Raw genomic sequence first — 22,702 nt, 5'->3', positions numbered from 1 at the left:
TCTACAAGATTATTTCTTTGCGACTCTGCGTCTTTGCGAGAGGCTATTTATTCTGGAATATGGACTTTAAATATCTTGTATTGGCCCCAAAATTCCCCACCACATTTCCTACGTCATTCGCATCGCGCGAGCGTTCTATCACCAGCCAGCCCGACCAACCCATCTCATCCAATGTTGCTTTCACCTTGTGCATATCGAGCCGCGTATTATTCTCCAGCAAAACGCCATCGGTATCGGTGCAGTGAATCTGACAGATGCGATCCTTACCAAGTGTTTTTAATTCGCTGTACAAATCACGACCGGCTTCCAGCGGGTTTTGGAAATTAAAGTAGATTTTGATGGCCGGCGATCCAATTTCATTGAGTAGCTCAATTTCGCCTTTGGCATCCAGCGAAGTCTCAATTCCGATTACCACACCGGCAGCTTCTGCTTTCTTTCCGGCCATCTTCAAACGTTCAATAATGGCTTCCCGTCTTTCAGGATATTTCGTCAGATCGCCTTCCACTCCGAGCGGAAGAAAAGCCACTTCTACCCCGATCAGGTTCATGGTGTTGATGCAGTCGTCAATCAGGCGCTCAATTCCGTCGCGTGTAGGAAAGGGCTGTGAATAAAAGCCCGACATTGCCACCGATGAAAATTCAAGCTTGTAATCTTTCAGTTTATCGAGGAAGATCTTACGTTCAACCGGATCCAGCATTTTATTATCCCAAGTTGGACGGTTTCCAAGGCCGCCCATATCGAGTTCAATTCCGTCGGCGCCTATTTCTGCAGTACGTTCGAATACGCCAAGCTTCTGGCGCTTAAGGATCATCCAGTCGCAAACCGCAATTTTATATACACCCGACTTTGGTTTCCGACCGGTTTGCTGATTGAACACCTGCACCAGTTTATCAAAACTCCTAATTGCATTTTCAGGAAGCTTATCACCTTCTTTGCCAAATATTTTCATGTCGTCTGCCGATTCAACTGTGATGGCAGATTCATCCAGATTGCCTTTTTTATCAAATACTTTTGATTCATCCAGTTCCAATTGTTTCGCCATGAAGTGATACATGGCTGTTCGTTTCGAAGGGCCATAATCATGATTCTCTTTCGGGAAATGTGCATTTTCAACAACAGCTCCCTCATAAAAACCATAAATGCGTTTCAGAAAAGGAAATTCCAGGTCAGGAACATTCGCTGTCCAGTCGCCACCATCGGAAATTACCAATTGTGGTTTTGGTGCAAACATGCCACCCAGTTCAACATTATTTGTTCCGCTGCCGCAGAAATGAATCGGATTCCCACTTTCGCAGGGACAGCCACCGTAATGAATAGCCGACATCATCACCGTTGGAACACACACGTCAATGCGGTCGTCGATGGCCGACATAAGAATTGTATGGCTTCCACCACCCGAACCACCGGTAATCCCAACACGGTCAGGATCGGCATAATCCAGCGCCAACAAATAATCCAACATCCTGAAACTGTTCAGTGCCTGAGTGGTATTGGCCATACTGGTTCGATGCGATTCGTAGCCCACCTGTAAAGCTGATTCTCCCCAACCAAACAGATCGTAGTTTACGGCAACGGCACCCATTCGGGCCAGACCTGCACACCTTTTTTGAATCTGTTCATGATATCTTCCATCCGGGAAATGACCATTCGGACATAGAACGACCGGAATCTTTCCCTCTATTTTCGAAGGACGGTAAATGGAACCTGCCACATAAAAACCGGGCAATACTTCCAACCCGATATTTTGCACTGTATAACCATCCATTTTTCTTATATCCGAAAGTAGCGGCTTAGTAGCTGGTTTAGCCGGCATTTTATCCAGGCGGATTGCTTCCATGATACACTTTTTAAGCTCGTCACGACGCTTTTCCCATTCGCTTTTATTGCTGTAAAGCGAGGCCAGGTAATTCAGCGTTTCCCCGGCATCTTCCACCGAACGCTGATGATAACGATAACCCTGAATCTTGAATTTATTTGGAGCCCCATCGGGGATGAAAATCAAATCGAAAGGAGTCAATACATTGGTCAGTGTTTTTTCCACATCGGGACGAAACCGCCAGTTGGCATAGTCCAGTATCAAACCATCGATAGGATCGCCGGAAATACGCAATTTTACATCATAACTTTGTTCAATATCCTTTAGAACATCAGTTAAAGGACGGGCATATTTTGTATCGGAAGTTTGTGCCAGAACGAATAATACAAGCAAGTTCAGGGTGAAAAGTCCTATGATTTTTTTAGCAGACATAAAGCTTAATTTTCAGGCCATTGCTCATAAACGATTGGCAGGGATTTCAATTTTGCAGGATCGATTACAACGTGTTTGATCCGCTCGCGTCGCCAGGTATAAACCACATGCACCATTTCATCCGAAGTTTGAATAACAGCCGGATAGGAATACTGACTGATCTCTGAATCTTCGAGTACCAACGCGGCTTCCCAGTGCTTACCGTCTTCAGACACGGCAACATTCAAAGGAGTGCGATGTCCTTTGCTTGCACCTATCGGTGTTTTCACGTGATTATAAACCACCAGTTGCCGGCCGTCTTTAAGCGTCACAGCATCGGTTCCCGAGTTGTTGTTTGGCAGCCCGGAATCCTGAACCAGTGACCAACTTTTGCCATTGTCATCCGACCACGCTGAAGCCAGCACACTGTTTCGGCTGCGACAAAGCATTTGCAGTCGACCATCTTTATGAAAAAGAATACTCGGTTGAATAATGTTGTATATCTTAGGTTCATTGATGGCGTTGGTTTTCTCCCAGGTCTTTCCCCAATCCTTGGTCATTTCGAAATGAACACGCCAACCGTCTCCTTCCGTGCTGGTTGGGCACAGCAATGTCCCATCTTCAAGCAGAACCGGTTTATTTTTTACCGGACCAATAATTCCTTCCGGTAATTTTTCCGGATCCGACCAACTTACGCCACTGTCCGATGAACGCATCATCATTCCCCACCATGTCGATGGACTTGGTCCGATTTTGTAAAACAGCAACAAATCTCCATCCGGCACCTGAAACAAGACGGGATTCCAGGTCGGGTAACGCAAAGTATCATTCTGCACACCATTAGCCACTTCCACGGAGGGCATCCATTCGCCGTCTACATGTCGGCTCACCCAAATCCCTACGTTCGGATGTCGTTCATACTCGCCGCCAAACCAGGCAGCCACCAATCCATTAGGTGTTTCTGCAATGGTTGAAGCATGGCAAGATGGATAAGGCGCTTCGGTGTATATGAATTCTTCTACCAAAATGCCGCTTTTGAAATCGACTTGTTGCGAACATTGTGCAAACAATAATACAATCAGAATCAAACCTAAAATAGCTGTGTATTTTTTCATCAATCTAAATTTTCAAATGTTAGAGGTCGCAAATTATGCGTCCAATGTTTTCAGAATGTCCGGCTACTTTTCCATCTATCAATACAAATAGCCCTTTTCCAAGCTCGTATTTATCACCGTTTTTATCCCAGACAATGGTCACGGTTTTTCCGTGGTACAACACATTGTCAAGGCAGAACCAGTTCCATTTGTTTTCAGGGATCAGTGGATTTACTTCTACTTTCTCATCAGCACGCGGACGTAATCCAACCAGTCCGGTAATCAGTAAATCGTTAAACGTTGAGTGGTTGTAATACCGGCTTCGTTCCTGGTCGCCTTTCAGCCAGTAGCCGGTGGTTTCATCGAGGTACTCACCGATGTATGGGCGCCCGCGGTAATATTGTGATTCCACGTAAGTTTCCAACAGATCGAAATACACCGAATCGTTCACCACATTTTGATTATAGTTATTCAGCAGATTTGCCATTCCGGTAAGCGTTTGCGAGGTGGCAAAAGGCCACACAGCACCGTCCCATTCACATTTGCAGCAACCGTGCGTTCGGAATTCAGGGTGTCGTTGCTCAGCTGTCGTCAAACCAAACGGTGCCAGAAATCCTGCTGGATTTTTCACTTGCTCCCATGCCTTTTCGTAACCTTTTTCAGGCAGGTTAAAATACCATGGAATGTAACCAATGGCTTCCCTAACCTCAGCAAAACCACCCTCTTCTTTTACCGTTTCAAAAAAGTTGCTTTCAGGATTCCACAGGTTTTGTTCCACCAGTTGTTTCATCGTGTCGGCTTTAGCGGCATATAGTTTTTCCCATTCCGGTTTTCCGGCCAAAGCAGCCATTTTCGAGATTGCTACGGCATTTCCAAACATGTAGCTGTTTATGGTTGGTCGCTCGTTTTTCACGCGTCTTCCCCCCGATATCTGCTCTTCCATACCGTCTTTAACATCTTCTTGCCAGAACATTCCTCTCGGTTTTCTTCTTTCCTGTTCCCATTTTCTGTAATCGGCCTCCAAATCAGGAAGCAAATCAACTACAAAATCGGTGTCTCTGGTGAGCAGGTAATAATTGTAAACAGCATCGGGTGTCCAGCTGCTGAACTTGTGTAATTTGTTCATCGGTCCCCCTTCATTTCCTCGATACCAAACTTTCAAATTCTGCTTTACGTACTCAGGATTGTGGAGCCAGCGCGATTCGTAAGTATGATGGCCAATAGCACAGGCAATCAGATTGTATTTATCGGAATAGCTTCTTTCAACCAAAAATTCGGTCATTGCTAGGCCGACAGGCGTTTCTTTAATGTGTTTTCGCAAATTCCACCAGCGATAGTAAAACAGCTCTTCGAAATTTTCCTGCGGACATTCAAACAGCGGAATATTTTTTTTCATCCATTTCCACGACTCCGAGTTCGGGATCATCTGAATGATATTCTCATCTTCCATTCCGTTGAAATAGTCGACGTAATGTTTGTAGTCATCCGCTTTTAGAATTGCAGCACTTTCAGCATTCTGTGTTTTCAAACTTTTGATGTAGAAAGCAGCTTCAGAAAGCGGCTTCCCGTTTTGTTTCACGTCATAATCCTGATCGGTTGGTGTATCAGCATTAGGGAAACGACGCACATCGCCGGTTCTGAAAACAATTTTGTTTAACTCATGAACAGGCGCAAAAAACAAGCGTCGAAGCACTTGTTCTCCGTTAATATAAACATTATAAAAACGATCTTCCGTGGTTGCCACAATGCGGATTATGTATTCTTTGCCTGCTTCGTATTCCCGCAGGTTGTTCACCCGGTAACCGGCCTTGTATTTTAAATAGCCGTCGTTGTCAAATGTTAGGCGAATGGCAGGAGTGTTTTTAGCATCCTGCAATTCTATGTCAAGTTTCCCCGTATTGTTTTGCCCGGTTTTTATGGTGAATTCAACATCTGCTTGCTTGGTAGATGGAAATAAACGGGTAGCTTTGGCGAAGTCGAATTCATCTTTGTCTTTTAAGGAAAGAACACGTTCGTCGATTATTTTTTCTATTTTCACTGGAGCCCACACCGGACTGTAAATGTTCCAACGGTCGAGTTCAGTTCCTTCCTTAATTTCAGAAAAAACTTCGTTCACCTCCTGCGCTTCACGATCGAGTACCGGCACTTTTATCCGCGAAATCCACATGTCTTCCTTGTTCATGCTATAGGCCACCCAGGCATTTCCGTCGGGCGGAGTTCCATTTCCTTCCTGGATTCCACGAACATATTGCGGGCCATACGATTTATAGTTTCCGCCATAACGCATGGTAGAAATTTCGCCATTCACCAAAAGTAATTTATCGTATTCGAAGCCATCATTACTTACCGAAAGTGCCAATGGCCAGCGAAATTCTGAAGGATTGTACACGGTGAGGTATTTACCATCCGAAGTACGTTGTCCCCAGATTTTGGCATTGGCATTTACAAAACCGGGAGCCCGCAGCGGCACCGTCCATGTTTTTCCTTCATCAGTACTGGTGGCAGTAAGAGCATGTTTCCAAAGTCCTACAACTGTTCCATCAGGAACGTGGTAAAAATTGAATGCCTTGTATTCTTTCTGAATCGGGATCAATGGATCGTCGCGGTCGGCTTCTTCCACCCACTGTTGCATTTGCAGCGGATCGGCGAGCATCTCGTCGCAGGCGTCAACAAAACCTTTGTCGTCGCAACTTTTGTAAAAGGGAAAATCTGTGTTTTCTTCGCTCCATCCGTGATTGTATCGGATAAAATATATGGGACCAAAACTGCCGTCTTCATTTATCTCGCGAACAGCGCGGCCAATGCCGTTGCCGTCGTTGGGGCTGTCTTTTTCATTCAGCGAAATTCCATAGAAAGCCAACGTCAGCAGGCGATTATCGGAAGAAACAAAAAAGCCCATCCGCTGGTGCATCACAGCAACCAGGTTTTTGGCTCTGCCTTCCACGCCTTCTTTTGTAAATCCGTTTGGCACTTTGTATTCAGGGAAAAGCGTTACTGGTTTCGTCCAGTTGTAGCCATCTTTTGAAGTCTGCAACATAGTGCGACCGGGTGGAATGTGCTCGCCCACCGGATCGTTCAGGTAATGATAGTAAAAAGTGTTGTTCCAGTAGGCCAGGTTAGGTGCGTGGTTGTATGTCCAGCCCAAATCGTCGGCGTACTGTGGTTGCTCGCGATTGGCGCGCATTACCTGAATATTGTGCACACCAAGTGCCGGACTCAATTGTCCGTGGTGGTAATCGATGTTCACCAAAGTTTCGCCAACGTAATGCACCGTATCCTGCGCATTCGCTCCGAATACGCTTACCGTTAAAAATATAAGAATGCTATTTCGAATCCACTTACTCATTTCCTTCTTCCTTTTTCTCTTCTGATATTTTGATCAGATTATTCAAAATCTTTTCATCGGCCTGAAAAACCGTTCCGTGTTTGTGTCCTTCAGGGAAACTTACTTCATCCGAAATGTCGGTAAAAATTTCAAAATCGGTGGTAAGTTGAGTTGAATAGGTCTTATCGCGATACGAATCGTAGTAAATCAGATATTTATCGCCCAAACGCAAGACTGTTGGCCCTTCCGTAAAGTTATCGGTGAATGGCTCCGAGATATTTTTCCAGGGACCAAGCGGAGTATTTCCAAAAGCCACTTTAATATTTCGTTCCGGGCGGGTATTATCTTTCAAAACCAGGACATAATCTCCTTTGCCACGCTTTACGATCACGCAATCGATCACACTGAAACCCGGATCGAGGTACAACTTTGTGTCCGAAAATGCCTTAAAATCTTTAGTGATTGTGTAGTACATCCGATGATTGTTGCGCTCTTCCTCCTGTCCTTTCTCGAATTTGAACGGAATTGTTGAGGCCCAGATAATGATGTATTCATCCTTTTCGTCGTCGTAAAAAAGTTCGGGTGCCCACACATTCACCGTTGATGTATCGTAGGCCATCACCGGAATAAATTGCTCTTCTGACCAATTCACGAGGTCTTTTGAGCTCGCATAACCAAAACCCAGATCACCTCTCCATGAGGAAGTCCAGACCATATGAAAAGTTCCATCGGGACCTTTTACCACCGATGGATCGCGCATTACTTTTTGTTGTCCAACTTCGGGAGCCAACCATGCGCCGCCAAGATCGTTCCAGGTGTAACCATCGTAACTGTAAGCCAGGTACAAACCTTTGTCGGCCGGTTCGCGGAAAGTGCTGAACAGGTATACCTGTTTTTCATTTTTACATCCGAAAAACAAAATGATCAACACAAGCGGAATAATATTTCTTAGAATTCTCATTATTCAACAGAATTTAAAACCAGTACCCAATCATTTCCATCTACCACTTCACCCGGAGGATCGAAAAGATGTTCTCCCGTATTTTCAAAAGAACCGATCGTTGTTAATTCGCCGTTTCGTGGATTGAACCACCAGGCATTTACTCTTTCACCGGCAATTTTGCCCATAGCAATGTCCAAGTTTCTTCCATTGTAAGTGTAGATCATTGCATAATTTTCGCCTCGTGTTGCCGCCAGATAATCGTATTTTTCTCCCTGTACGCCGGCAATTAAACTCTGATCAGGTACCCGTTCGAAATAAGGTTTTGAGAGCATCAGCGTTTTCAGGTACTGCATCTGTCCGGCTCCGGGCATATCAATAGCTTCGGTCCAGTATTCACGCGCTCCGTAAGCCGGTGTTTCGTCGCTTGGTTTGTAAAACTGCATTACGGCACTGTTTCCGTAAGTAAAACCAAATCCACCTGCAAATACCGACCAGTAAGCATAGCGGCGCAAGTCGGCGTCGTTCCAAAATGGCTCGGCCGGATCGTGTAATCCCTGCGGAATACCTTCGTAAGATGGTTCTCCATCAATCGTTGGTTTTGGCGGAACCATGGCATAATTGTCGCGAACGTATTTGTAATTATCCTGTCCGTAAGCTTTTTCAGTATCATCCTGATCGTAACGGCGATGTCCGCTCTGGAACATGTTAAAATCGAGCCAGTCGGCATTATGAAACCACAGCGACGACTGCGTTCTCCCAAAAGGATGGAAAGTTTCCAAATGATTAGGAGCGTATTTATGAATGTTCTCCCCGATAATATTCCAGGTAGAAGTAGAATCATTTCCGTGTGTATCGCCACCGTTCAGCCAGATGATGTTCGATTTACCGGCATATCGCTTGGCCAGCCATGTGGAATAAACATCAGCCTGTTCGCGGCTTACTCCACCTTCTTTTACATTGGTTCCCCAAACCGGTACCAGTGCCATGTACAGTCCCTTTTTTTCTGCCAGATTGATAACATAGTCCATATTATCCCAAAAATCGTAAGCTTCAGGATCGTTGAAATCACTTCCAGGCGTAGTGTTAGGTTGTGCCACATTCCCGTTTACCAATGCCGAATCGCCGTAAATATTACAAACACTTATGCTGTGAACGACCATCACCTGAATTACATTAAAACCTTTTTCCACACGATTGTCAAGGTACTTTTCCGCTTCCTCGCGAGTAAGTTTCGAGAACAGTAGCCAGCCTGTATCGCCCAGCCAAAAGAAGGGATCGCCATCTTCGGTTTCGAGAAAACGGCCATTTTCCGATACTTTCAACAAGGGTAAACCTGCCGGTTCTTCATGCTGTTTCTTTTCTGTTGGCGTACATGCAAAAACAATTATCAATCCCAGTATTGCCAGAACTTGTTTCATGTCTATTTCTTTTGAATCCAGATTATTTGTTTTTTATTTTCGGGTAATTCGATCTGTTGTTTCGAACCTCCTTTTAGTTCTTGTGTTTGTCCAAGTTCATTACCATTTTCAGGCTGAACAAAACGAACGGTATATTTTCCTTTGAAATCACTTAGGTCAACCGAAACATTCTCCCCAGCCTTACTGTAGAGAATCATTCCCATTTCATGATTTTGCAGTCCATAGCTATATTCATTTCCAGTGTCGAACGGAAGCATGGTTACTGCGGCTTCTAACAGTTCCTTATTTGTTTGTGGCGACAAGACCGGCATCGACCCGCCTCCCATCAAAATTGCCCAGCCAAAATCGGTGTAATTTCCTTCGGAGTAAATGACTGCTTTTTCAGGAAATTTCGTCCGGTATTCGGCAACGGCACGATAAACACTTTCAAATGACCGTTTCCCCGGTTTTACCTGTCGGGCATGTTGACGGGGTGCGAGATTTGCCCCACCCGGCGGTGCATACACTGTTCCATCGGGCCGATAAGCCCAGTAACGGATGTCGATAATATCGATAAGTTTTGAACGTACCGGATCGGCCAAAATAGCATCCTGAACATCTTTTGTAGTGCTCAAAGCTATCAACTGCTGCTCACCTGTTTCCTTTTCCCATTCGGCAATTACGTCGAGCCAGAATTCAACAAAATGTAGCGGGCCGGTAAATTCGGCACTGATGCTCTGGATAACATTCGACTGTCCTTTAAAATTGTCGAGACACTGGCGAATAAACTGCCGGTGCAATTCGCGGCGAACCGGATAATTGATATCGTAGAATTGTTCGGCCAGGTAAATTCGTTTGTCTCCAGCATATGGCGGCGGTTCGGGGAAACCGGTGTTGTTGATGTTGTTGGCAGGACGCCAGGGTGAGTCAGCCCAGTGTGCTCCTGCTTCCAAAATATTGTGCTGAAAATAATTCTGATGGATCAACATTTTTCCTTGTTGTGCCGCCAGATCGGCAAACTGCCGCAATCGGCCCCAATAAAACGGATCGGGTTTGGTCAGGTCGTATTTGCTGAGTCGATCCCAGGCTTCTCCCTGTCCGCTGCGCGAAAATGGTTGCTCGTAAAACGGTGCCCAAACTTCTCCGTCGAGGCGTTTTACGCGTTCATGATCATCGCGTCGGCGATCGTACCACAAGCCGTAATTATGATCGACAGCCACCACTCCAAACTGATCCAAGGTATCAACCACCTGTTGGAGATCATCGGTGTAACCAAGGCCAACTCTGCCGGGGACAAACCGCGTGATCGCCGGTTGAGATTTTGGAACCTCGTAAGGTCGTGCATCGCCGCGCCACCACGGTACATTCAATCTTCTTCCGAATACAACATGGTTATTGTATGTCAACCAGCCATTTTTAAAAATTATAGGATTGCCCGGAAGTGATTTCTCCATCGTTATTGAAGCGATAGTTTTCACTTTTACGGCACCAACCATTTCAAGCGAGATCGGATTTCTCTTTGCAGCACTCAAAATATAATCTTTTAACTGAACCGGAGGTGCTGTTGATTGAGCAGTGAAAACAGTTGCCTGTTCAATGGTAGGACTTGAGGTTGATTCACCCTCAAAAGGTAGTACCTCCTCGTGAAATTCTTTTAAATTCTTTTTTTGTCGGGCTGCAAGTTGTGCAAAAAACAAACTGCGCGGATTGATGTGGCTGTTGGCTTCGTACCACAGTCCGTTGCCGGCAAATTGCGACCACGCACCATAAGCCCAATTTTGAGCAGTTGGTGGAGCAAAACATTCGATGCGGGCAGCCGAACACTGCCAAAACATGGAATTGGCTGCCGACCAGCCAACACCGTGATCATCCTGACCACGATTTTTAAAACTTAGCGTTTGTCCGTCGATGCTCACGATGTCGAACAGCGTTCCTGACGCCCAGCTATCTAGTCCGCCGCTTAAACCGTACGGATTCATGGCCTCGCATTGAACAAATGCATTTGGACCTGCAGCCATAAAACCGGTGGTAAAATCGTGCCGGCCATTTTCGGAATAACAACGCAGGAAAAGCGTTTGCTGTCCCATTGTAAAGAAAGTATTTCGGCGCCAGCCTGCAATCTCAGAAACCGGTTCGGTAGCAATACAATCTTCCACCGTAATTTTCCCGGCTGTTTCGTAAAGTGCCACTGCCGAACCCGCAAAATGTTTAAACTGAACCTGTCGCACCCATGCATTTTCAACGTTTTCCATGGTTACTGCAAACCAGCAATGGTTTTCATCCTTCAGATTTTCGGCATTGAATTCCGATTCAAGTGATAAGTTTTCAATACCAATGTTGGAAATTCTTCCAAGCCACGAAAATGCGTGGACTTCTCCCCCACCAAATTTCTTATCGATGGCTGTAGTCAGTGGGGCATCAATAATTAGCTTATTTCCCTGTATATTCTCAATGGTACGCTCCCAGCGAACTACACGCTGACCGGGTTTCCAGCCTAACCAACCGGTTTCGCCACCATAATCTTTCATCCCCAATTCGTCGATCCATTCCTGGGTACAAGGCCGCTCAATGATTATATTCTGTCCTGCTTTAAATGCTGAAACATTTTCGACCGAAATTTCGGTTGAACCAACAGGAATATAATCAGCAACTATTGCAACCGTATTTTCAAGTTGAATATTGTTTTGTCCGGCCACGCGCAATAAGGTTGACCGATCGGTGCCAGTGGCTTTTATAACCGTTTCAGCACCACTACCCCGAATTACAATTCCTGAAGTGGTGAGCGTAAAACGACCGCTGACTTTAAAGGTGCCTTTTTCCAAAAGTATGGCACCACGAAAACCGTTCTTATCAAGCGGCAAAGCTGAAACATAATCGATAGCTTTTTGGAGATCGGAAGTTACATCGCCGGAAGTTGCCGGAATTACAACTTTGACCGGAACTGTTGGAATGGCCTCGTTAGAAGCACGGTAACCGCACCAGGAATAATCAGGAATTTGATTGCCCAGACTGTCGGCACGGTATGCAAGTTGTCCTTTTTCCCAGCGCAATAATGGAAGTTGTGCTTCTTGTGCATTCGATAAAAAGGAAACAAACATAATAAAAGCGAGCAACACATGAATCATGTGCTGCCGCTTTACTTTACCTTCTTTATAAATGTGACCTGTCACTTTTTCTCTTCTTTCAAACGTTCTTCCCAGGCTTTTCGCTCGGCCTGTAAATCGTAACCTCTTGCCGAGAGGTAGTTGTTAATTCGTCCTTTGTATTTACCAAACCACCCGTGTTTTTCTTTCGAAGAACCACCGTCGATGGCATGTTCGCGGGCTTCGGTGAGCCAGACTTTTATCTGCGCTTTCTCCTCATCCGTTAAAGTGGGAATCATATCCAATGTGGCTGCGTAAGTTACATTTAAAACGTTGTAGGTCAATCCGTCTTTTACCTGATCAATCTGCTCTTCGGAAATAAGATTTTTAAGTTGCGAACAAAATGAAAAATGATGATCTCTGATTTTGAGCTCCTGCTCAGCTTTCCGAAGATCGATTTTTGCGTCGCGCAATTCTTTTTGATCGGCGTATTCTTCGCGGATTTTAGCAACATCGGCATTCCGTGCTTCTTCAGCATCATTCAGAAAACGATAGTGTTCAACAATGATATCGCGCACCTGGATTTTAACAGCCTGATCTGCAAACTCCATTCCGTCGACGATTTTGTCGGCACGACCAGTGATCACCTTGGTATACTCATCCTGCGGTGATTCAACTTCTTGTTGTGCTGAAAGGGAAAAACTTGTCAGCAGAATTCCTAAAAACAGTATTGTATGTTTAATCTTCATATTCAAATCCTCCTTGCCTCAATACCAAGTCTAACAATCTCGTGTCAATCTATCGAACTCCTCCCTTTTTGGCCAAAGTATCCGTATTGTTTTTCAAATCGGTCCAGTCCACTTTTTTAGTAGGATCAATACCATTGATGTATTTTTCGATGTTGGTGTATCCGTCACCACTAAGGTCGCCATTGGCATCGGAAGCATCGTTTGGATTCAGCCCATATTTCTTTTCCCACTCATCGGGCATTCCGTCCTTATCGATATCAATATAAGGAGTTCCCTTGTATTCAGGATAACCACCAACCTGACGGATATCGGTGATGATACCATTTTTGTAGGAATCTTCGGGTAATCTTCTATACTTGAATTTTGGAACATCCGAGAGATCTACATTTTCAACGTATTCTGGTTTTCCGGTTTTAACCACACGGGTAATTCGCTGATCGACAGCATCGCGTTGCGGAAATGTTGCTCCTGCATTTTTCAGCACAAAATCGAAAGCATCCTTTGCAGAAGTAATGGTCATGTAAGGCATTGGGTGTGGTTTATCCCACTTGATATAAGGAGTAAACTCACCGGCATCTTCCATGTCTTCAATCTGAACACCGCCATCCCAATTGTTTTTGGTCACTTTTTCGTTGCCTTCAACTACGTTTCCGTTCACATAAACCAAACCGTACACTTTGCGGCCGTTCATTGTAAAACGCGATTCAGGTTTCAGTATTCGATGTCCCACCGGACTGTCTTTCGGTGTAAGCGGGCCAGGTTTATAATAATTGTTTATGATGTTGTAACGCGCAGTCTGATCGCCACCGTCAACCGAGCGGTGTACCCAGTTAAACATTACGTTATTGGCAAAATTGAAAACGCCGTTCCAGCCAATAGAAGGATTTCGTCCGGTATTATTGGCCCACAGGTTACGCATAAACGAACAGTTTTCGCCACCGATGGTACTTCCGAAAGCGTGGTTCCAGGTATCAAGACCTTCCGAAAAAATTGAATTCTGAATGGTAATATTTACGGTACCCAGTTTTTCTTCTGGTTTTCGCGGATCGGTTAAATACATATGACGATAGATCGACATGTTTTCATCGAGTCCCCAGCTGGCTGAAATGTGATCGAGCATGATATTACCGATTGGGTTGCCACCAATTGCATCGTCGCGACGGCCTACCCAGGTTTCCCCTCTACGGAAACGCATATGGCGAATAATTACATCGTGGGTGTTGATCCAAACAGTTTCGCCGGCAATACAGACACCGTTTCCTGGTGCAGTTTGCCCTGCAATGGTTACGTATGGTGCACGTATAATCAGCGGCGATTTCAGACGAATAATACCTGAAACATTGAAAACAATGATTCTGGAACCTCCTGTTTCGCAGGCTTCGCGAAAACTTCCGGGGCCGTCATCATTAAGATTGGTAACGGTAATTACCTGTCCGCCACGACCACCAAAGGTATACATACCTCCGCCTTCAGCTCCGGGGAAAGCCGGAATACTGGCCTGAGGTAAATCAGTCGGACGTTTGGCCCATGGCACATAAGGTTTGCCCTCGGCGGCTTCCTTTTCGATGGCCGGAATCGCTTTTTCCCACATCATGTTGGAATGTGCCTCCGCTTTTTGCATCAATTCGGCTTCTGCGTGTTTCACCGAATCCGGAATGTTCGGATACTGTGCAAATGTTACTTGTGTTGTTAAACTTACGATTGCGATTGTTGCAATTAATCTTAATACCTTCATAATACTATCTTCTTCTCTATTAAGCCAAATATCTCTGTTCTCACTAAATTTGTTTCCTCAACTGTGTTCAATCTGAATCAAGCCAGATCAAATTTTTTAACTCTAATTACTTTCTTATCAGTTTCCGAATGTATTCCTGTTTATTGGTTGTTTTCGCTTTTAAAACATACATCCCGGCAGGAATAGCTTGTACATTAATCTCAGTAATACCGCTGCTTTGGTCAACCAACTTTATCAAGCTGCCATTCAAAGCGTAAATCTCGATCTTTTGAATGATTTTGTCAGAGCTCAATTGAATGACGTCCGCCGCGGGATTGGGGAAGATTATTAAGCCTGAATTTTCATAAATATCATTTATCTCGACTGTCAAGGTCAGACCATTCAAATAATTCTCCAGATTACTATATCCGTTCTCGGCAATTAACCTTCCATCCGTAATGTCTTCAGGATTTAGTCCATTTTCCATTTCCCATATATCCGGCATTCCATCGTGATCGGTATCTACAGGAGCATCGGATGATTCGGAATAGACATCCCAGGCACTTACCGAGTCTTGCTGATCTTCAGGTACCAGATTTGCTTGTGTATCGATTATGCCCGATGAAGTACCTTTTTTAGGTGTGATCTGATTATCGTCAGTGATGTGTTTATACCTCACCACCGGAATTTCGCCTTTTAATTCGGCAATAACCCGGGCATCGATGGTATCGCGCTGAGGAAGAATGGCACCAACCGATTTCAACACCGATTCCAGTGCATTTTCGGCTGATTCGGTGTACGCCTCATAATCTTCCAACACGCCATCGGATTTTACGAATTCAAATTCGCTGTGTATACTGTCTTTTCCTCCCGGAATGTTTGAGCCATCAACACCAAGCCAGTTATCACTTGTCATATTGCTGTTTCCTTCCATCACGTTTCCGTTGAAATACCAGGCTGCATAACCATCCACCTGCGTGGCGGAACGTTTATAAGAAGGGCGAGCAAAAATTGGTGACGAAGGTGTAGCCGGTCCGGGAATGAAGTAGTTGTTCACTACATTGGTATGGCAAAATCCCTGACCGTTTGTTTCCTCCCATTCGCCGCCATAAAAAGCGCCCGTACTGCCCCAGTTGTAATTCACATTGTTGCGGTAATCTACCAGTGCTTCTATATCGTTTTTATTTGAACCATTGATGCGTGGCATGCGTGAATTATGATGTGCTAACAGGTTATGATGATAACTGGCATATTCTCCTCCCCACTGTGTGGCATAACCCCGTTCTCCCTTTTTATGGACGGAATTGTAAAGCGATTCGCTGATGATACACCACTGAACACTTGTGTTTTTATTACTCGAAAAGTGCGTAGTTTCTTCAATTGCCCAACTCATTGAGCAATGATCAATAATGAAATTTTCACCGTTTTCGATTCTGAAAGCAGATGTTTCTTCTCCCAGTTCGTCGCCAGGGCGAAAACGCATATATCGGACAATTACATTTTTTGAGCCCGAAAAATTAACCGTCGCTCCACGTATACAAATCCCATCGCTCGGAGCTGTTTGTCCCGCAATGGTCATATTGTTTCGTTGTACGCGTAATTCTCCTTTCAAATTGATAACACCCCCAACCCGAAATACAATTGTAAGCGGCATTGGAGTTTCAATTGGCCCCAATATCGGATTCTGCACTATTTCTATTGCCTGTTTAAAAGCCCACCTTAAACTTCCTTCCGGTGGATTAGTGAGATCATCCTCAAGATTGGTTACTTCAACAACGCGGCCGGTGGAGCCATTTCCACGGCCTCCGGATGCAAAACGTCCATATCCTTCGGCGCCCGGGAAAGCGACTTGCTGAGCCGAAGTAAACAAGACGGTAACCAATAATAAACTTGCTCCCAAAAACCGATACATCCAATTCATTGCTTTACTATCTTTTAAATAAATATTTATTCAGCCAGCGGATCAAATGTACCGTTCAGCCATCCTGCTGTCTGTTCTACGGCAGGACTTTTTTCTATCATGGATGTCGGTATGGCAAAAAAGTCGTAGAGTTCCAGGTAATTTATGGTTTGATTGCTTCCCAAGTAAACGTCAAGCACTTTCTCGGTTTGTGAAAAATACTTACCCGAACTTTCAATATCATCCAGATTGAGATCACCTTTGGCCAATGCCTCATCAATACGTAACTGTCCGTAATAAGGCGACGATTCGTCGGTTATTTCACGACCCCAGGCACCAATGGTACGATAGGTAAATCCCGTTCTCATTGTACCGTTAAGCTTTTTCACATACTCGCCAAGGTCCTCACGGAACATCAATCTACGGCGAATATCCCAGTAGCGTTTATTTTCGAAAGCAAATTCCACTTGTCTTTCTATCATAATAATTTGCCTTAGCACCTCTTTTGAAACTGAATTATCGATACCGTAACTTCCGTCAGCGGCTTCGATGCCAGCGCGCTCTCGAATAGCTCTTACTTTTTCGAGCGCCTCGGCTGTTTTTCCCAATTCGTTGGCACATTCGGCAAAATTCAGTAACACTTCGGCATATCTCAGTTCAATCCAGGATGTGCTGGTCTGATTGATATCTTCGCGAGCGATTGTTGGATCAGTCGCCTTCTTATTGTAAAAGCCCGAACTTGGTACACGGTTTAGTTCTTTGGTGTTTCTGAATGTCCATACATTTACCTGGTCGCGGCCACTCATTTCCCATTGGTCTCCATTATAAGCGATGGTAGCATATAAGCGTGGATCACGATTTTGCCAGAAATATGTCGAATCGTATCCTGAACCTTCTTCGTGGGTGAGTTTACCGTTCGCCATCGGGAAAGCTTCAATCAACTGCCAGGTTGGGGTGTATCCGCCATTTCCACCACCTGAAGGAGGACGCACACTGTTTTCCCACCCTTGCGTGTAAGCCGTTCCTGCACTCAAACTAAAACGACGGTAAATAATCGCCTCAGGATTTGAGGTAACATCAGAAGTAAAAATTCCGGAATAATCGGGGTACAATGCACCTGGAATATTCTGTTGAGCTAAAATACTCAGAGCCTCCAGGTTGGCATTATAAGCTCTTTGCCAGCGACTCTGAACGTTATTTCTATTGAATAACGGACTTGCCCAGTTCAGCAGAATCCGGCCTTTAAAGGCTGCAGCTGCACCACGGGTAATCCGGCCTTTATCGTTATCGAAAGTCCAGTCGGTGGGCAACAAAGTTATTGCTTCGTCTAAATCAGCAACAATAGCATCAATTGAAGCAGCAGTTGTGCTCCTTGCTACGTTCAAATCCTCGGTATAAGGATCCTGAACTGTATTAATAATTGGAATGCCGCCATATAAACGTACCATTTCCCAGTTTCGCCATGCTCTGAAAAACAAAGCCTGACCGCGAAGAGGTGCTTTCACCTCAGTACTGAGGTTCGATCCATCCAAACCTTCTAGTGCAATATTGATTCTGCGAATCAGCGCATATTTATCTTTGTGCATTACGGTAACTGAGTTGATATCACTTGGAGTTTTGAATCCGTATAACAAGTCACCATATTGAAGATCAGCTGAATAGGTTTCGTCGCTTAATTGACTGTTGGTGCCAAAATAAGTTTTTGGCATGTTATCGTTATACAAGTTATTAACGTACAATGTTGCCTGATCCTCGTCGTTCCAAATCTCCTCGCTTAGAACGTTAAGGTCTCTTTTATCTAACACATCCTGACATGACGGAAATACCAGCATTAAAACCAGAATAACTAAAGCCAAAGGAAGTGAATTCGTATGTTGTATTTTGATTTTCATCTTTTTCAATTTTAAAATGTTCTTTAATTACTTTCCTTTTACTTTCTATATTTTAAAGCTTAAGCCAAAACTAAAAGTTTTAAGCAGAGGATAGGTGTTGTACCTTGCGATCGCATCTTCCTTATAATCAAACGTCTGAATGGGTGACCATAAGTTGGTTCCTACAAAGTAGACGCGCAATTCGGGAACACCCCATTTTTTCGACAGTTCTTTTGGAATGCTGTAAGAAATGTTCAAGGTCCTCAACCTTAACTGGTAAACATCTTTCATCCAGAAAGTTGACACCCATTGGTCGGAACTTGCATAATATGGACTTGGGTAAGCTGCATTGGGAGTTTCCGGAGTCCAAAAATCGCTCCAGAAAGCCGGCGAGTTTTCACTGGTTGTAGGTACTGTCCTTGCCAGTTTATCGACGGCCTGGTTGCGAATACCGTATTCCATGGTCCACAGCGTTGTAATTTTCAGATCTTTCCATCCTCCACCAATATTGATGCTGGTTGGCAGCATGTGTTTCCAGCTTAATTCATCGCCCACACGTTCAACATATTTTTTGTCGTATTCGTTAATTACACCATCTGGTTCGAAAACGGTTCTTGGCTCACCGGCGCCGGTGTTACCCGGACGACCAATATCTTCAAAAATCAGGGCTCCCAAACTTACAGGTCGACCCTCAATCATGTAATCGTGACCCCACAATTGCTGCCATTGTGCATTTAAAGCATCAAGTTGTTCCTGGGTGCGAATGATTCCGTTAGAAATAAATCCTTCTTCACGTCCAGCCGCCATTGTACTTTGACCGATCGGATACCTGAAATCATCGGGAATATACTCAGTTGGACGTTCGATAATACGGTTTGTACCATAGTTGAAAATTCCGGTTATATCAAAATAAATGTCATCTGTAATCCTTCCGTGGTAATTGATCGACATGTCGTACCCCCAGGCTTCGAGACGGCCAAGGTTTTCCCCCGGCATCACACCTAATCCGGCAGTCTCGGGGAATTCTACCGTACGTTTGTCAAGGATATCGTACTGATAAGTATAGTAGGCATCGAATGAGAGTCCTAGCTTATTGTTAAAGAATTTCATGTCGAGCCCAAGGTTGTGCATCAATGATTTCTCCCAACTTACACCGGAACTTACCACATCGGTTTTTCCTCCAATGCCAATACCTCCAACCGGTGAATCACCTCCGAACAGGTAACGATCGTTGCTGGTTTTCAATGCATATTGCAATTCATATTCGTACGGAGAAACCGAAGCATAGCCAGTCAAACCTATGGAGAATCTTAATTTCATAAAGTTGATGGCACTAACATTATCTTTCATAAAATTTTCTTCAGAGATCACCCAACCCACTGATCCGGACGGGAAAATTCCTTCCCTTTCTCCGGGCGCAAATTTGGTTGTGGTTTCGTAACGCGTGGCTGATTCGAACAGGTATTTGTTAGCGTACGAATAATTCAAACGAAATACAGCTCCAATATCTCCACTTTCGTACATTCCACCACTAGTAGTTTTGGTTTGAAAAGCATTTTGATTTTCCAGACCAAAGACTTCAATATTTTCACCAACTGCCCTAAAATCGTTTGACCTGCCTTCAGACTGCTCGTACGTAAAAAATGCAGCCACATCGTGCTTTCCAAAAGTACGGGTATAATTTAAGCTGGCATTCAACTGGTAATTTTCGTTGTATCCGTATGTTTCCGATATCCGGTTATTGTTTTGTATGGTAACTACCTCTTCAATTTCATTACTCAATATATATTTATACCCGTTTCCAAGTGGTTTGAATTGATAAAGTGTATAGGGAACGAGGTAATCTTTTGCATAACTGTGTCCCTCTCTTCGGCTATACCTAACTGAAGCTCTTAAGCCTTTTACCCTTTCGAAATCGTACGATAAATTTAAATTAAGTGTATGTCCTTTATCAACTGACTGTTTGTAACTGTTGGTCTCAAACAAGTACAGAGGATTAAAGTCAAGGTTGTTAGAAACCGGGTAACCGTCGATGTACGCCGGAGTCCATTTTGGTGCCTGCAACAACTGCTGAAACAGGTCTTCGAGGGTATTTGACCCAACACCGGAAATGTACGGACGCTTGAAATCGCGGCTATCGATTGAAATAGTTGCCGAAGCCTTTAATTGATCGGTAATATTGGCGTCAATTCCAAGACGATAAGAAAATTTACCAACTCCCATTTCGGGAAAGTTACCTTCGGTGTACATGTAGGTACCTCCGGCAAAATATTTTACAGCTTTGCTACCCCCTGAAATATTAACGGTATGACGTGTAACCATGGATTTTTGCCAGGCTTCATCCAACCACTGAAAATTCTGATTCTTCATATCAGCCATTTCCGCAGAACTGATTAGTGCTGTAGTATCGTCGCGATAGCGTGCATTGATCATACGCGCGTGATCGTAAGCACTTAACATTTCGGTTTGAGTGGTTGCATCGCTGACTCCCACACTCCCTGAATAACTTACACGAAGTTTACCTTCTTTTCCACGCTTTGTTTTAACAAGGATTACACCATTGGCTCCTTTACTACCATAGACCGAGGCCGAAGCATCTTTCAGCACCGAATAACTTTCAATCTCAGAAGGGTCTAGAATATCAAATTCTTCCTGTGAAACCTCGAAACCGTCAACGATATATAGCGGAGAAGGATCTTTTGCTCCTTCTCCCGAGTTACCAAAAGTTGTCTCAGTTCGAATGGTTACCCTTGTTGAAGCACCCGGGTTACCAGTTGGTTGCGCTGGAGAAACAGATACACCTGCCATTCGTCCTTCTAAAAGGTTGGTCATACTCACAGCAGGAATATCCTCGATTTCATCAGCAGAAATACTGGAGATAGATCCTAACAGGTTGGCCCGTTTAACTTCGCCATACCCCACTACAACAACTTCATCGAGGTCAGTTGTTGCCTCTTCCAGCGCAATATCTATTGAGGTTCGCCCTTTTACAGGTACAAACTGCTGAACGAAACCAATAAAGGAAACCTGCAAGGTATCGGTTGAAGCAACCGACAAAGTGTAGTTTCCATCAATATCGCTTACTGTTCCTTTTAGCGTGTTTTTTACAATGATGTTTACACCCACCATTGGTTCGCCATTATTGTCGGTAACCTTACCGCTAACCATAATTTGGTTCTGCCCGAACGCCACTGAAACGGCAAACAACTGCACAATAAAAGCTATCAGGACAATGACCCTTTGGGGAATTGTTCCCGAAATTTGTTTCGTGATTTGATTCGTTCTGTTTTTACTCATTGCCTATAGATTTATCATGTTATTGGTTTATATCAATCAGCAATATTTATAGCTGATTAGTGTACGATAACTTTTGCAGTTCTGATTAATTTTTCGGTCTGGGCTTTTACCAAATAAATTCCGTTTGGCATGTCGTTCATCGAAACTGTGTTGGTGAAATTAGCTTGGCGTACCAGGGCTCCTGAAATATTGTATACTGCTACTTTTGCCTGTTCGGAAATATGAATAGTTTTATTTGCCGTGTAAATTTTCAATTCATCCTGTTCGATAATGTTCGCTGAAGTAGGCAAATCGGCATAAACTTTCAAATCGTGAATACGGGCAGTTTGAATGGTTCCACTTAAACCTTCCAGGGGCCTGGCATCAATAAAACGCAGCATTACATTCTCTGCAAGAATAAGTTCTTCCCAAGTCATCCCATTAGCTGAAGGCTGGCAATTGAAGGTATTGTATGTTTTTGGTGCCGGATCTCCCATTGAAAAATCTTTGGTAAAACTGTAGCCCCATAAATTTCCAGCTGGTTGGTATCGCAAGGTATCCCATGTTGTCCCGTCATCAAAACTAATTTCACACATTACTCCACGTTTATTTCCTCCGGTACTTGAATGGGTCCACTGAATACCTTCCACAAATTCCAGTTGACGTAAATCCACAATGAAATATCCTTCGGCAGTAGGTACCTCGGAGTAAACTGTATCGAAACGGCTTATTTCAACAAAACCGTTACTAACATTTAGAGTTTGCGAACCACCTGTTTCAGGTACTGCAGAAACTGTCCATTCGGGTGCAAAAGCGCATTGACGAAATGTGTAGCTTATCTTCCCTGAAGCAGATCCTAATATGGGGACTTCTGAAGTTGTATCTTTATACCCATAAATTACAGTCTCACCATCAAGGCTGTTTTCACTGTTCCCCTGGCCTGGATTTTCATCGGTATGAAAAAATGGGAAGCCACTAAAATCCTCATTTAATACCAGCGGACTTCCTCCCAATCCGTTTGTCCCCCATGGAACACCAGTCCCAAAATTCTGTGCATTAGCTGAAAAACCAATTCCAGTTATTAAAGCAATCATTAACGTAAAAATCTTTGCTTTCATATTTT

12 protein-coding genes are annotated in these 22,702 nt (G+C 44.2%); all 12 read right to left on the bottom strand.

Going from position 1 to position 22,702, the window contains the following annotated elements; genetic code table 11:
• Positions 1 to 43: 43 nt before the first annotated feature.
• Positions 44 to 2,248 carry a sugar phosphate isomerase/epimerase family protein gene (locus tag HFD85_RS21695; protein WP_206081909.1) on the bottom strand — a complete coding sequence of 735 codons (2,205 nt, stop codon included), beginning with the start codon at positions 2,246 to 2,248 and terminating at the stop codon, positions 44 to 46.
• 5 nt (positions 2,249 to 2,253) lie between these two features.
• Positions 2,254 to 3,342, bottom strand: a complete 1,089-nt coding sequence (locus HFD85_RS07600; protein WP_167607209.1) for a sialidase family protein — start codon at positions 3,340 to 3,342, stop codon at positions 2,254 to 2,256.
• 19 nt (positions 3,343 to 3,361) lie between these two features.
• Positions 3,362 to 6,667: an MGH1-like glycoside hydrolase domain-containing protein gene (locus tag HFD85_RS07595; protein WP_167607206.1), complete on the bottom strand. Its 3,306-nt coding sequence runs from the start codon at positions 6,665 to 6,667 to the stop codon at positions 3,362 to 3,364.
• The gene (locus HFD85_RS07590; RefSeq protein ID WP_167607203.1) at positions 6,660 to 7,607 is read right to left on the bottom strand and encodes a glycoside hydrolase family 43 protein; all 948 of its coding nucleotides are present in this window, start codon (positions 7,605 to 7,607) and stop codon (positions 6,660 to 6,662) included. Before HFD85_RS07590 ends, HFD85_RS07595 begins: the two co-directional genes overlap by 8 nt.
• Positions 7,607 to 9,007 (bottom strand): glycoside hydrolase family 140 protein, encoded by a 1,401-nt coding sequence (locus tag HFD85_RS07585; RefSeq protein ID WP_167607200.1) that lies wholly within the window; start codon positions 9,005 to 9,007, stop codon positions 7,607 to 7,609. The genes HFD85_RS07590 and HFD85_RS07585 overlap by 1 nt, the downstream gene beginning before the upstream one ends.
• 2 nt (positions 9,008 to 9,009) lie before the next feature.
• Positions 9,010 to 12,156 carry a DUF6298 domain-containing protein gene (locus HFD85_RS07580; protein WP_167607197.1) on the bottom strand — a complete coding sequence of 1,049 codons (3,147 nt, stop codon included), beginning with the start codon at positions 12,154 to 12,156 and terminating at the stop codon, positions 9,010 to 9,012.
• A complete protein-coding gene (locus HFD85_RS07575) occupies positions 12,153 to 12,818 on the bottom strand; it encodes a DUF3826 domain-containing protein (RefSeq protein WP_167607194.1) in 666 nt (221 codons plus the stop codon). Before HFD85_RS07575 ends, HFD85_RS07580 begins: the two co-directional genes overlap by 4 nt.
• 49 nt (positions 12,819 to 12,867) lie before the next feature.
• Complete coding sequence (locus HFD85_RS07570) at positions 12,868 to 14,553, bottom strand: pectate lyase family protein (RefSeq protein WP_167607191.1); 1,686 nt, start codon at positions 14,551 to 14,553, stop codon at positions 12,868 to 12,870.
• Positions 14,554 to 14,659: 106 nt separating this feature from the next.
• Positions 14,660 to 16,453, bottom strand: a complete 1,794-nt coding sequence (locus HFD85_RS07565; protein WP_167607188.1) for a T9SS type A sorting domain-containing protein — start codon at positions 16,451 to 16,453, stop codon at positions 14,660 to 14,662.
• Positions 16,454 to 16,479: 26 nt separating this feature from the next.
• Positions 16,480 to 18,324, bottom strand: coding sequence for a RagB/SusD family nutrient uptake outer membrane protein (locus HFD85_RS07560; protein ID WP_167607184.1), 1,845 nt, complete (start codon positions 18,322 to 18,324; stop codon positions 16,480 to 16,482).
• A gap of 45 nt (positions 18,325 to 18,369) precedes the next feature.
• Positions 18,370 to 21,600, bottom strand: a complete 3,231-nt coding sequence (locus tag HFD85_RS07555; RefSeq protein ID WP_167607181.1) for a SusC/RagA family TonB-linked outer membrane protein — start codon at positions 21,598 to 21,600, stop codon at positions 18,370 to 18,372.
• 56 nt (positions 21,601 to 21,656) lie between these two features.
• Positions 21,657 to 22,697, bottom strand: coding sequence for a T9SS type A sorting domain-containing protein (locus tag HFD85_RS07550; protein WP_167607179.1), 1,041 nt, complete (start codon positions 22,695 to 22,697; stop codon positions 21,657 to 21,659).
• Positions 22,698 to 22,702: the final 5 nt, after the last annotated feature.

Source organism: Maribellus sediminis, from assembly GCF_011799805.1.
In the GTDB taxonomy this organism is placed as follows: Bacteria; Bacteroidota; Bacteroidia; order Bacteroidales; family Prolixibacteraceae; genus Draconibacterium; species Draconibacterium sediminis_A.
Note: the sequence above shows the minus strand (reverse complement) of the source record. Positions and strands in the feature narration are given on the sequence as shown.